The 13,835-nt window shown below is 39.7% G+C and carries 10 protein-coding genes; 8 read left to right on the forward strand and 2 right to left on the reverse strand.

The genetic code is table 11. The features are described 5' to 3' along the window. Positions 1-153 precede the first annotated feature (153 nt). The 6 genes from BIZ38_RS17575 (at position 154) to BIZ38_RS17600 (ending at position 9,478) form a co-directional block, all read left to right on the forward strand. On the forward strand, positions 154-2,136 hold the full coding sequence (locus BIZ38_RS17575) for a TonB-dependent receptor plug domain-containing protein (RefSeq protein ID WP_187490877.1): 1,983 nt from the start codon (positions 154-156) through the stop codon (positions 2,134-2,136). 22 nt (positions 2,137-2,158) lie between these two features. After that, positions 2,159-3,898 carry an ATP-binding protein gene (locus BIZ38_RS17580; protein ID WP_138617388.1) on the forward strand — a complete coding sequence of 580 codons (1,740 nt, stop codon included), beginning with the start codon at positions 2,159-2,161 and terminating at the stop codon, positions 3,896-3,898. Then, positions 3,895-5,265, forward strand: coding sequence for a sigma-54-dependent transcriptional regulator (locus BIZ38_RS17585; protein WP_054552130.1), 1,371 nt, complete (start codon positions 3,895-3,897; stop codon positions 5,263-5,265). The genes BIZ38_RS17580 and BIZ38_RS17585 overlap by 4 nt, the downstream gene beginning before the upstream one ends. Before the next feature lie 213 nt (positions 5,266-5,478). Continuing rightward, positions 5,479-6,438, forward strand: coding sequence for a porin (locus BIZ38_RS17590; protein ID WP_166340920.1), 960 nt, complete (start codon positions 5,479-5,481; stop codon positions 6,436-6,438). Positions 6,439-6,495: 57 nt separating this feature from the next. Next, on the forward strand, positions 6,496-7,926 hold the full coding sequence (locus BIZ38_RS17595) for an SLC13 family permease (RefSeq protein ID WP_054552237.1): 1,431 nt from the start codon (positions 6,496-6,498) through the stop codon (positions 7,924-7,926). Between the two features lie 139 nt (positions 7,927-8,065). Continuing rightward, positions 8,066-9,478, forward strand: coding sequence for a coniferyl aldehyde dehydrogenase (locus BIZ38_RS17600; RefSeq protein ID WP_187490878.1), 1,413 nt, complete (start codon positions 8,066-8,068; stop codon positions 9,476-9,478). A 19-nt stretch (positions 9,479-9,497) separates the two neighbouring features. Here the strand turns inward: BIZ38_RS17600 and BIZ38_RS17605 are convergent, their stop codons facing one another. Further along, positions 9,498-10,220: a tetratricopeptide repeat protein gene (locus BIZ38_RS17605; RefSeq protein ID WP_054552133.1), complete on the reverse strand. Its 723-nt coding sequence runs from the start codon at positions 10,218-10,220 to the stop codon at positions 9,498-9,500. 545 nt (positions 10,221-10,765) lie between these two features. Between BIZ38_RS17605 and BIZ38_RS17610 the strand changes: the two genes are divergently transcribed. Both BIZ38_RS17610 and BIZ38_RS17615 read left to right on the forward strand, forming a co-directional pair. Continuing rightward, positions 10,766-11,614 (forward strand): DUF6279 family lipoprotein, encoded by an 849-nt coding sequence (locus BIZ38_RS17610; RefSeq protein ID WP_187490879.1) that lies wholly within the window; start codon positions 10,766-10,768, stop codon positions 11,612-11,614. A gap of 199 nt (positions 11,615-11,813) precedes the next feature. After that, on the forward strand, positions 11,814-12,857 hold the full coding sequence (locus BIZ38_RS17615) for a GGDEF domain-containing protein (RefSeq protein ID WP_187490880.1): 1,044 nt from the start codon (positions 11,814-11,816) through the stop codon (positions 12,855-12,857). An 11-nt stretch (positions 12,858-12,868) separates the two neighbouring features. Here the strand turns inward: BIZ38_RS17615 and BIZ38_RS17620 are convergent, their stop codons facing one another. Beyond that, the gene (locus BIZ38_RS17620; RefSeq protein WP_054552136.1) at positions 12,869-13,813 is read right to left on the reverse strand and encodes a LysR family transcriptional regulator; all 945 of its coding nucleotides are present in this window, start codon (positions 13,811-13,813) and stop codon (positions 12,869-12,871) included. Positions 13,814-13,835 lie beyond the last annotated feature (22 nt).

Here is a 13,835-nt window from a genome sequence, read left to right on the forward strand (position 1 = left end):
TACAGTTGAAAATGGGTTTTTTTGTCGCTATTTAAGAAAACTTTATAAACTAAAATTATAAAAAACATTGCAAGCTTACCAATCTTTTGTATTAATAGTGTAAACATGGTGTTGCTTTTGCAACACGGGCTATAAGTACAGGTATCGCTTACCGTGGATCTTTTCAGATGTTCAGCACTTTTTACTATTGCAGTTGCCTCAACCTCGCCAGTGGTTGCAAACGCGGCTGAAGAGCAAGACTTATTCTCTTTAAGTTTTGAAGACTTACTTAATGTTCAAGTCGATATAGCAAGTAAAACCAACGAAACTTTGTCATCAGTCCCTTCTACAATAAGTGTTTTTAGTCGTAAGCAAATTCAAGCATTAGGGGTTGATAACGCCTACGAAGTGATGAATTTTGTGCCTGGTATGCAATCAACTCGAGGTGATTGGGTAGGGGCGGTGCCTAAAGATCATGCTCGGGGCGTTTATCAAGATAGCGGTAATGTTTTGGTGATGATAAATGGTGAGCGAATAAATGAATCATCATTTGGTAAGGCTTCTGTTTATTTGCCTTACATACCTGTGGAAGTTATCGAAAAAATAGAGTTTATTCGCGGCCCTGGGTCAGCACTTTATGGCAGTAATGCATTTTTAGGTGTTATGAATATTGTTACCTCTAAAGAGCGAAATGCATTGCAATTTGTAGTTGGTAACAATGGCCGATACGGCACAACAGGTCAGTTCAACAGGATATTTAGTGACAATACACGTATTTTTGCAAATTTCTCTTATGAACAAAAGGACGGTGAAAGCTATCCGCAGGGGGTCAAAGATCCACTTGAGGCAATTTATCTAGACACAGGTATTGATTATAAAAAACTGCAATTACGTGCCCGTTACAATGAAACATCCCTTGATGAATTTTTAAACCTCGCTGGATATTCTAAGCAAAACCAACATAACAGTGATAACACCTTTGTGGGAATTAAATACAACTGGATCAATAACGATAAGTTAAAGCTAGATTCTAGTTACTCATTCACAAAGCATAATATTTCAAGTGCAGGGTTAATCGCTACATTTGACGATATTCCAGACTTTCTCATTGGCCCTGCGTGGCAAACAACTGACAGTAAATTCGAAACTGAGCTAAGTTATCAATTCGATAACCAATGGCAGCTTGCTGCGGGAATTGAATACTCAGAGGCTAAGCAAACTGAAGCAGGAGTTCGCACGTCTTATTATGATTTCGATTCAGAGCAAATAATTATCGACCCTGCCTTTGAACAGCAAGGGATCGTGTCTGTGATGGACTTTCCTGAGTTTTCGTCACTTAAGTTTACATTCGAAACCTTGAGTGCTTATGGGCAGCTAAAAATACCATACTCAGATGCACTTACTTTATTTATTGGCGCACGCTATGACGATGTGAAGGACATCGACAGTAAACTTTCTCCACGTCTTGCGGGTGTCTATAAAATAAATTCAGAGCATACTGTTAAGCTGCAATATGGTGAATCGTTTAGAACACCGGTTACCAATGAGCTGTTTTCAAATGATGATGTGACAATAGGTAACCCATCGCTTCGCTCTGAGTCGATAAAAACAACTGAACTTGTTTGGCATTATAAAACCTCAGAGTTACAAGCTAATGCAGTGCTTTTTTATAATGAACTTAATGATTTTATAAATATTGAGCCAACATTATCAGATGATGCATTGTTTACCTTTACAAACTCATTCAACACCCAAAACAGTGGTATCGAGCTTGATAGCACTTGGCAATCAAGTAAAGATTTTTCGATTACAGGCACTTATACGCAATACTTTGAAGATCCAATCAATGCGAGCTTTAAGCGCTTTGCAAGCATAATCAGTAGTTATAACTTATCTGGTTCATGGCAGGTGAGCTTAAACTTATTGTGGCGCGATACAGTTGAAGTAAGCTCAGATACAGGTGCTCACTTTAAACAATCTGCTTACAGCTTATTGGGTGGCAGTTTAAAATGGCAGTTAAACAACAACAGCCAACTAATGCTAAAAGCAGAAAATTTGTTAGGAAAAAAATACAACGCATTTGATCCTCGCATTGACAATGGCGCAGTCGCTGGTACAACTGAGGAATTATCGTTACACTACCAATTCAATTTCTAGTAGTCCTGTTCGTAAGGTTTGAATGTCGTCATTAAGTAAAAAATTTATTGCAGCAGGTGTATTGCTAATAATGCTGTTAATATTAGTTTTTTATCTCGGTAGAAGCCATGATTACGAACAAGCTCAGCATCAAAGTCAAACACAAGCTACTCAGCTAAGCCATTATATCGCAAGTGAATTAGCACGATTTAAAACCATACCTAGCTTAGTAAGTGCCAATGATTTGGTAAAATCATTTATTGTCGAAAAAGGTGCTGGTGGAGATGCGGTCAATGATTATCTTGAAGATATTCAACGAGCGAGTGGGGCTTCAGATGTTTACGTAATGGATTTGTCAGGCACTGTTTTAGCAAGTAGTAACTGGCAAGTTGACTATACTTTCTTAGGAAGTAATTTTGCTTTTCGGCCGTATTTTTATTTAGCCAAACAAGGTGAAAAAGTTGCTTATTTTGCTTTGGGTATGCGCTCTAGTGAGCGAGGCTTTTATTTTTCTGAGCCGTTATTTTATCAAGGCGAGGTGGTTGCGGTAGTGGCACTAAAAGTTAATGCCAAAAAATTTGAACAAGACCGCCAGCTACTCAATGCATCAGACACTTCACATTTCTACATTGCTCTTGAAGACAACGTTATTGTTATGTCTGATGTAGCTGATTGGCGTTTAAAGTCACTTAAGCCCCTTGATAATGAACAAATGGCTGCATTAGTTAAATCGCGCCGATATCTGTCACATAAACCCACTTTACTGCCCTATACCCATAAACCTCTAAATGAACAAACCATACTTCAAAAAGTTTTATTAAACGGTAAGCAATCGCGCTTTATTAGTGCTGTTGAAAGCATTGATATCATTAACGCCAAAGCGAGTGTGTTGGTGGATGTGACGAATGTCGAGCTTGCACAAATCCCTAGGCTTCTTTGGTTTAGTGTGTTTTATGCTATTGCGGTAGTACTTATTCATACGGCAATGGTACGTTTTGCTGGTTATAAAAAGCTATTGTTTTCTAGGCACAGTCTTGAGCAAGAGGTTATAGAACGTACTCAGGCTCTCGAAAAGGCTCAAAAAGCGCTGATCCAAACAGCTAAACTTGCAACTATTGGTCAGTTAAGTGCAGGCATTAACCATGAAATCAATCAGCCATTAAGTGCCATGAATACCTACTTAGTGAGTGCAAAAAGGTTACTTATCAAAGGAAATATTGAGCAAGCCAGCGAAAATTTAGTTTTGGTGCAGTCGTTAATAGAGCGTGTACACAAAATTGTTGCACAGCTAAAGCATTTTAGTAAACCGGCACAAACTCAACTGAGACAGCAAAGCTTAGCGAGTATGTTAAAAAATGCCTTAATGATTGCAAGCGCACAGTTAAAGCAAGATGATATCGAAGTTAAAGCCGCAGATATTGATGCAAACATAACAGTATGGGTCGACAGCGTTAAGTTTGAGCAAGTCTTGGTTAACGTGATCACTAATGCCAGCCAAGCAATGAGTGAATCTGACAAACGCGAACTGAGCTTTGAGCTTGAACTGTTTGACGACCGAGTAAAGCTATCAATTCTCGATACTGGCCCGGGTATTGATCAACATGCATTAGGTAATATCTTTGAGCCATTTTATAGCACTAAAACCAGCAATGGTTTAGGCCTGGGCTTGTCTATTTCAAGGCAAATAATCGACTCATTTAATGGCCGCCTAACGGCCCATAACCGCCCTAAGGGCGGAGCACAATTTATTATAACTTTACAAACTAACAAGGAAACATCATGAGTGAAGTTGCAGCGACCTGTGATCAGGTAATCGTTATCGATGACGAAGCGGTGATCCGTGATTCATTGAAGCAGCTCCTTGAGATTGAAGGTTATCAAGTTCAGTGTTTTAGTGAGCCTACAGCGGCACTTTCAAAATTAAGTCGTCGCTTCGAAGGTATTGTACTAAGCGACATAAACATGCCAAAAATGGATGGCTTGGCATTTTTAGAGCAAGTTAAAGCCTTTGATAGCGAGCTACCGGTTATTTTTCTTACCGGCTTTGCTGATGTATCTGTGGCCGTTAAAGCCATGCAGCTTGGTGCTTATGATCTATTTGAAAAGCCGCTAACTGAGCAGTTATTAGATTGTATTGCTCGTGCTTCAGAAAAACGTGCGTTAGTAATGGAAAACCGCGCCTTAAAAATTGCTGTTGAAAAAACGTCTGCGCCCGGTGTGCGTATTTTGGGTGAAACCGAACAAATGCAACAAATGATGCATTTACTTAATGCGGTAATCGATACGCCAGCAGATGTGCTAATAGAAGGTGAAACAGGCACGGGGAAAGAGTTAGTTGCTCGCTATTTACACGATCAAAGTAATCGTTCAGCGGCTAATTTTGTTGCTATAAACTGCGGCGCAATACCTGAGCAACTTATTGAAAGTGAGCTTTTTGGTGCAGCCAGTGGTGCATACACAGGGGCGACACAATCTCGCCAAGGTAAGTTTGAATTTGCCAAAGGCGGCACTGTCTTTTTAGATGAAATAGAGTCTACGCCTGCGAGTTTACAAGTAAAGTTGTTGAGGGTGCTTGAAGAGCGCAAAGTAACCCCTGTAGGTGACAACCACGCCATTGATTTAGATGTACGTATAGTTGCTGCTACCAAAGTAGACTTAATGACACTAGTCGAAGCAGGGGAGTTTAGAGCCGATTTATATTACCGCCTAAATTTAGTAAAAGTGAGTATTCCGGCATTACGTGACAGAAAAGCTGATATTCCACTGCTTTTTAAACACTTCAGCTCGATAGCGGCGACACGTTTTCATAAGCCGCCTGCGCCATTGAGTAGTGAAGCTAAACAACGACTCCTTGCGTATGATTGGCCGGGAAATGTGCGAGAGCTTAGAAATCAGGCTGAACGTGCGGTATTGCTAGGTTCTGATCTTGCGTTTGCTTCTTACAGCGACACAAATAATCAAAATGAACTTGCTCAAGATCTAAGTCTTGCTGAGAAGATTAGCTTTTATGAGCAGTCACTCATCGAAGAAGCGCTAGAGCGAAACAACGGCAGCATAAAAGACACCATGGTCACATTACAAATTGCCCGTAAAACCCTTTACGACAAGATGACCAAATACGGTATTAATCGCGAAATGTTTAAAGACTAAACAAACCTCTCACATTAAACTCTTCACAATGGGTGGAACAAGTGACAGCATATTTTTATAAATGTGTGGAAATCCACCCATAAAAGCCAGCCTCTTTTACGCCAAAAAAGTTAATCGACTGTTATTTAACAGCTTTTTTAAAATTAACTAAGTTGGCAACCAACTTGCCTTACTAGTTAGGAACAACAATTTGAACCTAATAAGGGGCGCATAATGACAACAATATTCACTCATACAAAAACACGCGTAGCAGCGGCTGTGATTTTAGCGAGCACAGCTGGCTCAGCAATGGCAGCAGACTACGCGGTATACGGTAAAGCAGAAGTTCAAATAGCAAACACAGATACAGGCGTTATGCGCTATGTTGATGAAGGTACGCAAATCGAAGCACCTTTTTCGCGCATTGGTATTAAAGGTAGTCACAAATTAACAGAGTCACTTAAAGCAGTATTCAAATACGAAGTACAAGTAAAAGGCTTTGAACATGATGATACCAGTGAGCCATTTTCAGCTCGTAATACTTACTTAGGCCTTGCAGGCGATTTTGGTGAAGTGGTTGTCGGTCGTAACGACACGCGTTTTAAATATTCTGAAGGTAAAGTTGACGGCTTTAACGAAACCCAAGCTGATATCGCTCAGTTGATCCCGGGTCAAGACCGTATCGGCGATACCATTACCTACAGCTCAAAAACATACGGTGGCGCATCACTTGCACTAACTTATGCTCCAAAAGATGACAGCAGCAACGATGAAGATGGTTTTGCGGCAACGGTTATTTATGGTGACCGTGCATTAAAATCTAAAGACTACTATGTCGCTATCAGCCATGTTGATGCACTTAACAAGTTGACGGCAAGCCGTGTTGTTGCCGCATGGAAACTTGAAAACCTACAGTTAGCGGGTTTATTCCAGCGCAGTGAATCGACCGACGGTACGAAAGAAGGCAATGGCTATGCACTTAGCGCAAGCTATGCAATCGATAAATGGGTACCTAAACTGCAATACGTTAAAGACGACTCAAAGATTCGCCATGCTGAAGAAGGTAAACAATGGACAGCAGGTGTTGACTATGTGTTCGATAAACAAACCACTGCTTACTTATTCTATACTGATTTAGATTTAGAACTTGAATCAGATAACAGCGTTGCACTTGGCCTTAAATACAAGTTCTAAGGAGTCGGTATGTCATTAGTAAATCAAACAAAAGATGGCTCACAGCCACGCCCATTAATGAGCACAGTGATGTTACTGTTAGGCCCATTAGTGATGTTATTAACTTGCTTAATTGATCCACCAGCGGGTATGAGTGTATCTGCATTACGTACTGCAGGCCTTGCATTTTGGATGGCTTCTTGGTGGGTAAGCGAAGTTGTGCCAATTCCTGCTACGTCTTTATTGCCACTGGTTATATCACCTCTTGCTGGCATTGCAGCAATCAAAGGGGTCGCGTCACCTTATGCACACCCTTTGATCTTTTTATTCTTAGGCGGCTTTTTGATCTCAATCGCGATGGAGCGTTGGGGTTTACACAAGCGTATTGCACTTAATACCATGCTTCGTGCTGGTACTAAGCCAAGCCTACAAATTTTAGCCATGATGTTAGTAACGGCATTTCTATCAATGTGGATGTCAAATACAGCGACTGCTGTGATGATGTTACCGATTGCAATGTCGATTACTATGTTGGTTAAACAGTCTAACCCAGATAATGACCAATTTGGTAAAGCATTGTTATTATCAATTGCCTATGGTGCTAGCATCGGTGGTATCGCAACCTTAATCGGTACTCCACCAAACGCATTAATGGCTGCATACCTATCAGATAGCTACAAGATTGATATTGGCTTTGCTGAGTGGATGAAAGTAGGTGTACCACTTGCGACAGTTATGCTTATTTTATGCTGGGTGTGGTTAACTAAGTTTGCTTATAAAGTTGATACACAATGTGCAAAAAGTGCAAGCAAAGACACTAAATCTTTATTCTTGTCACAGTTACAAGAGTTAGGAGCTATGCAGCGCGCTGAAAAAGGCGTAGCTGTTGTATTTGCTTTAGCTGCAGTATGCTGGATTTTTAGACCTATGATTGCTGATTTCTCTGGCCTTAAAATTTCTGATACCGGCATAGCGATTGCTGCAGCATTGATGTTATTTGTGTTACCAGCAAATAAAGGCGATGGTGAGCGAATCCTTGATTGGGAAAGTGCAGCTAAAGTGCCGTGGGGCGTGTTGCTACTATTCGGTGGCGGTTTAACACTAGCTGCACAAATCAAGTCGTCTGGCCTTGCTGAATATATTGCCCATATGATCGAGGGCGCAAGTGCTATTCCGTTAGTTTTAAGTGTTTTAGCGGTAACGGCTCTTATTACATTCTTAACAGAAATAACCAGTAACACAGCCACAGCTGCAGGTTTCTTACCACTATTAGGCCCGGTTGCTGAGTCAGTATTTGGTACACCGCTTGTGTGGGTCATTCCTGCTGCAATTGCATGTAGCTGTGCGTTTATGATGCCAGTCGCGACACCACCAAACGCGATTGTGTTTGGATCAGGGCAAATTCAAATGCGCGATATGATCCGTTCTGGGTTCGCACTTAACTTAATAGCTATTGCCATGATCACCTTAGTTACAATGACTGTAGCAGCGAGTGTATTTGCTTTTTAAATGTAAAAATTAATGAATACAGAACAATAGTTTCAACTCTTACCAACCACTCACAGCGCTCTTTATGGGCGCTGTTTTTATTTGCTCTCGATTTTATTCATCGTTATAGTTGTTTAAACCTTTTTGATGAGTACTCGTTTTGGTCGATCTAGATTCACAATTACAAGAACAATATTATCAGCTGAACGATGCATTTATAGCTGAACCTTACTTACCAATAGATATTAGAATAAAGCTTCTAAAACGCGTCAAAGCTGCGCTTATTGAGAACGAGCAGGCTTTAGTGAATGCTTCAAGTAAAGATTTTGGATACCGTACAGCTTTCGATACTGTACTAGGCGATATTTTCCCAACAGTTAAAACAATCAGTGATGTGATTAAGCGTTTACCAAAGTGGGCAAAAAATGAATCTCGTGGTGTTGGACTTAGTTTATGGCCTTCGTCTGCACATATTAGTTATCAGCCGAAAGGGGTTGTAGGCATCATTGCCCCATGGAATTATCCAATTCAACTTGCGTTAGTTCCTGCCATAACCGCATTAGCCGCAGGCAATCGCGTAATGCTAAAGTTAAGCGAATATACACCTCACACTAACGCAGTTATAAAAACGATTTTGGCTGATGAATTGAAAGAGCATTGTATCGTGATTGAAGGCGAAGCAGAACTTGCTGCAAAATTTTGCCAACTTCCTTTTGCTCATATGCTGTTTACTGGTTCAACCGCTGTCGGCCGTAAAGTAATGCAAAGTGCTAGTAAAAACCTTACCCCAGTGACGTTAGAGCTAGGTGGTAAATCGCCAGTAATTGTTCTTGATGATGCAAATATCAAAGAAGCAGCGAAAACAATTTTATTTGGTAAATTGAACAATGCAGGGCAAATTTGTGTTGCTCCTGATTACGTATTTGTTCCAAAGCGGCTTGAGCATCAGTTGGTAATGCAGCTTTGTGATATTTACCGAAAACATTTTAAACAAGGTGTTGAAGGTAAAAACCTGACTTCAATTATCTCCGAGAGTCAATACCAGCGATTAGCTGCTTATTTAGTTGACGCAAAAGACAAAGGCGCGCAAGTATTTGAGCCGATAGAAGGTCATCAAGTTGATGAACTAAAACACCGTATGGGCTTGCACATTTTAACGCAAGTGAATGATGATATGCGCGTCATGCAAGACGAGATCTTTGGCCCCTTACTGCCCATTATCGGTTATGAGTCATTGCAGCAGGTGATTGATACGATCAATGGTGACTCATTACCTCTTGCTTTGTATATTTTGGGGCACAATAAAGAGAAAATCAGTAAATTAAGCACATCAATCAGAAGCGGTACATTAGCAATTAATGATGTATTGATGCAGGTAACAGCAGATCAGCTACCGTTTGGTGGTATTGGTGAGTCAGGGATGGGGCACTATCATGGCATTGAAGGTTTTAAAACCTTTAGCCATGCACGAAATACCTTGGTATCCGGTAAGTTTAACCCTCGCACTAGTTTATTGCTAAAACAAAATAAGTTGCTGATCAAACTATTAAAATGGCTGTACTTGCGCCCTTAAGCGCAAGTACGAAGTTTATTTATAGACGCCCGTCAGGTGCGTATAAACCAGCCTGTATTTTTGCATAAATGGCATCTGCTTTTTCTTTAGCAGCTTCAATTTCTGCAGGCATCATACTTCGCTCATCAAGCTTACGGCTATGACTTGCATCCATGTTGCCGTTGTATTCAGCAATGGTATTCCAAATGTATGATTTTTCGAGATTCTTAGGAACTCCTAACCCTTCGTAATACATTAAAGCCATGTTGAATTGCGCAAGAGTAAAGTTATTTGCAGCCGCCTTTTGGTACCAACTAAGCGCGGTACGGTAATCTTGAATTACCCCTTCGCCATTGGCATACATAACCCCTAAATTAAACTGTGCCGCTGGATGGTTTTTTTGTGACGCCATTTCATACAATGAAATGGCTTTTTCTTTATCAAGTTTGACACCTTTACCTTCTTGATAAAGTACACCCAATGCGAACATTGAATCAGCATGCACTTTTTTTACTGCTTTTTCGTACAACTCTGCTGCTTTACGATAGTCTCGTTGCACACCAAAGCCACCTTCGTACATTTTAGCAAGCTCATACATTGCAGGAGCATAACCTCTGTCTGCAAGGTAATTAAATTCATGAAGCGCTTCTTCAAAACGGCCTTCATTCGCCGCTAATTGAGCATCTTCAAGACTGGCATTTGCTAAAGGTGACAAGATTAACGTGCTAGCGAGCAATAGTGATTTAAAATTAGGCTTGATCATAGTCTGCCTCCAAATGTGTGTTAGGTATCAATAACAAAGCATTGAGCTATTGATAAAATGCCTTGCCAAACAGCCTCAGAGCAAAACATCACTTTTAGTTTAGCCCCAACAGCTGCAAATGCCCAATTTATAGACAGCGGCAAGCTTTGCAATTAACAAGTAGGCTTAAGATACAGATTTTCCAGAAAAATTAAAGAAATAAAAAAAGCCCTTAGCGGGCTTTTTCGTGTCATATCTACCGTCACCGATATGAGCAATGTAGCAAGTAAAGTGTAACGTTTTATGTCTATGTTTGGGTCGAGGAAACAGATGACAATCAAGAGTTACATCTTGAACTAACTTGGTAAAACAGCATCAAAACCTTTAACAGTATGATGTTGCTGTGAGAATAGTCTAGCGAACCAAGTTGTTGATAACGATTATTACTTAGGTTTAACCGTTCGTCAATACTCAAATGATAATTAATTTCATTTAATTTGGTTGCTGAATTTTTGTTCTTAGTGGTAAGTTTACTTTGTTTTGAAATAGGATTTGAAAAAACTACAATGAAAAAGCTATCAAAGTATCTAATAGTATTTAGTTTATTGTTTACAGCAACAGGGTGTTCTCCGAGCTTTACTTACAATAATTTAGGTTGGTTATCAGGGTTTTGGATTGATGATTATGTTGACCTTAACAGTGACCAGGCTGATAAATTTGAGCATATTGTCAAAACCAGCCGAGATTGGCATCGAGAAACACAACTCCCCTTATATAAACGCGACCTTGAAAATTTAAAGACCATGTTAGATAAGCAAGTTGACCATAACGAGCTTAAAGCACACTTTGTACAAGCGAAGCAGCACTGGCAAACATTGATTAATAAAATTGAGCCTGAACTTATCGCTTTAGCGAATTCACTTTCTTATAAGCAGCGCGTAGAGTTTGTTGCTGCACTGCAAGAAAACATTAATGATGAGTACAAAGAACACGAAGAAAAATCGCCTGAGCAACATAAAAAAGAACGTTTAGAAGAAAACCTTGAAAACTATAAAGAGTGGTTCGGTAGCAAACTCACTGCGCAGCAAAAAACACTCATAGAGAGTTCATCAAATTCTCGAGTCAGTACATTTTTAATGTGGATGCAGTACAAACAAAGGCGTTTAGATGCATTAAAAACGTTATTTATGCAAAAGCAAAAACCAACAGGCTTTGATAGCCAGTTGGCAGTCATCATTAATAATCGCTTAGCTTTTATGAGCGATGAGTTAATTGCAGCCGATGATAAAAATCTCGATAACTACGTTAATTTATTAGTGGAACTAAAACCTACATTAACCGATAAACAGCGTCGTAACGTTCGCGATGAGTTTGATGAGTTAATCGAAGAGGTAAGTGACTTGATTGTTGATTAATGGGCTAGGTGTGTTTGCACGTAATATGAAATTGATGGCAGCTAGCAGCTTATGTTTTTAAAATAAAAGTTAGAAAGTATCAGTTTTTCAAGATTTTATGTTAATAAACGTAGTTTAATGAGGGTTCGCTTAATAATTTGTTCCTAATTTTTTAATTTGGAGTTAAAATCTAGTCACTAGAATAATAACGAGAAACTGAATGGATATTGGTGCGCTAAGAGGCACTCAAGCTTTACGTAATAACGTTCTTAAATGGATGGGCTTTTGTCTAGGTGTTTTAGCGGGCGTGTTCGCGGTTTTTAATCTATTTATAAATGACTTTGTTGTTCTAGGTGCGTTAGAAGTCGTTTTTGCTTCGTTTTGTTTTTATATCTTTTTCTATACCCGAAAACGTAATGCTCAGCTCTGGCAATCACTTACTCTGTGTTTGTTTTTAAGTTTACTCATTACATTAGGTACTTACTTAAGCAGTATAAAGAGTTTACTTTTTATCTGGACATGTTCATTGCCTGTATTGTTCTATCTATTACTTGGTAAGCAATATGGGCAAGTGTTGTCTTTGATGGTTGCACTATTACAAGCACTGATTTTATTTAGTAAATCAAGTCTTGAACCTCTCAATAGTGTTAATTTTTTACTCAATTTTTCATTTACATATATCTGTATTTGGGCAGTATCTCACACCTTTGAAAATAGTCGTGCTGAATATGGACAGCGACTTGAAAACTTAGCCTTGCTCGACCCTTTGACTGGCGCGGGGAACCGCTTGGCAATGACCCATTATTTTGAAGTTGAATTAAAAAACAAAAATGGCTTGTTTATCTTAATGCTCGACCTTGATTATTTTAAGAATATTAATGATCAGTATGGCCATGATGTTGGCGATCGCATTTTGATTGAAGTAACCAGTTTCTTTAGGCAACGCATTAGTAAAGGCTATGTATTTCGTATTGGCGGTGAGGAGTTTGCTATCTTCTTACCCAGTAGTGACCCAAGAAGTGCTTATGAATTCGCAGATATGCTGCGCGAGCACTTATCAACCACTATCCACAATATTGATGAGCAAGTAATTAATCTGACCATTAGTATTGGTGTTGCTTGCTACATGCCAAATCAAACCCTGAAAAACTTTATTAAACGTGCTGACGATGCGCTATACCAAGCAAAGCAGCAAGGACGAAATAAAGTTGTAACAGCTTATGAGTTGAGCCAAGAGTCAATTGAGCATAATAAATCAAGTTAGCGTTTATAAATTTAGCTTTTGTACATGGTGTCGAAATCAGGGATGTTTGCCTCCCAAATAGGAATATCTTTGCCTATGTATTCACGCATAGCATCAAAGAATAAACGCGTTCTTACTGGTAAGTCTCTGTGTGGGTAAACAGCATACACCGCGCTGTAATCGAGTAATTCCATATCGGTTAAAATGGGTACGAGATCGCCTCGCTTAACTTCATCGTCAAGAATAAATGCCGGCGCCAAAACATACGCATTGCCTGAAATAGCTTTCATTAAAAGTACTTCTGCATCGTTCGCACGAAAGACGCTTTTAATATTTTGCTCAATAATATCGCCATCGGCATTACGATAACGAATTCCGCTGATGCGTTTACTTGGGCTTGAATAGCTAGCGGCAGGCAGCTCTTTTAAATCTTCAACCTGTTTTGGCATACCGTAAGTTTCAATAAATTCCGGTGAAGCCAACAGCAACATACGGTTGCGGGCAATTTTACGGGCAATAAATGACGAGTCTTTTGGTTCGCCAACACGAAAAGCTAAATCATAGCCTTCTGATACTAAATCAATCAGCCTGTCGTCTAAACGTAGCTCCACCTCAACTTGCGGAAAGCGTTTTTGAAAGTCGTTAATGACTGGTTGAATATAACGTTTACCAATAATACTTGATGAGGTAATTTTTAACGTACCACGGGGTTCTTGGTGGTAATTTTCAGCAAGCCTGACGGTATCTGATAACAAATCTCTCAGTTCAGCTGCTTTTTTTACCATTTCAGCACCAGCTGCAGTCAACGAAAAAGAACGTGTAGTACGATTTAGTAAACGCACACCTAATTCATCTTCGAGGCGGCTAATTTGTTTTGAAATAACTGAGCGATCTATATTTCTAGATTCGGCGGCTTTGGCAAATGAGCCCCGCTCAATTACTTCAAGCAACATTAATAAGCGGCTGGTGGTATCCATAGCAGTTCCTTAAATTCTATTG

Source organism: Pseudoalteromonas sp. BZK2, from assembly GCF_014349195.1.
GTDB classification, from domain to species: domain Bacteria; phylum Pseudomonadota; class Gammaproteobacteria; order Enterobacterales; family Alteromonadaceae; genus Pseudoalteromonas; species Pseudoalteromonas simplex.

Coding starts and splice junctions, on each gene's coding strand:
- BIZ38_RS17580 (WP_138617388.1), top strand. CDS start 2,159: ATGTCGTCATTAAGTAAAAAATTTATTGCAGCAGGTGTATTGCTAATA.
- BIZ38_RS17585 (WP_054552130.1), top strand. CDS start 3,895: ATGAGTGAAGTTGCAGCGACCTGTGATCAGGTAATCGTTATCGATGAC.
- BIZ38_RS17590 (WP_166340920.1), top strand. CDS start 5,479: ATGACAACAATATTCACTCATACAAAAACACGCGTAGCAGCGGCTGTG.
- BIZ38_RS17595 (WP_054552237.1), top strand. CDS start 6,496: ATGAGCACAGTGATGTTACTGTTAGGCCCATTAGTGATGTTATTAACT.
- BIZ38_RS17605 (WP_054552133.1), bottom strand. CDS start 10,220: ATGATCAAGCCTAATTTTAAATCACTATTGCTCGCTAGCACGTTAATC.
- BIZ38_RS17610 (WP_187490879.1), top strand. CDS start 10,766: ATGAAAAAGCTATCAAAGTATCTAATAGTATTTAGTTTATTGTTTACA.
- BIZ38_RS17615 (WP_187490880.1), top strand. CDS start 11,814: ATGGATATTGGTGCGCTAAGAGGCACTCAAGCTTTACGTAATAACGTT.
- BIZ38_RS17620 (WP_054552136.1), bottom strand. CDS start 13,813: ATGGATACCACCAGCCGCTTATTAATGTTGCTTGAAGTAATTGAGCGG.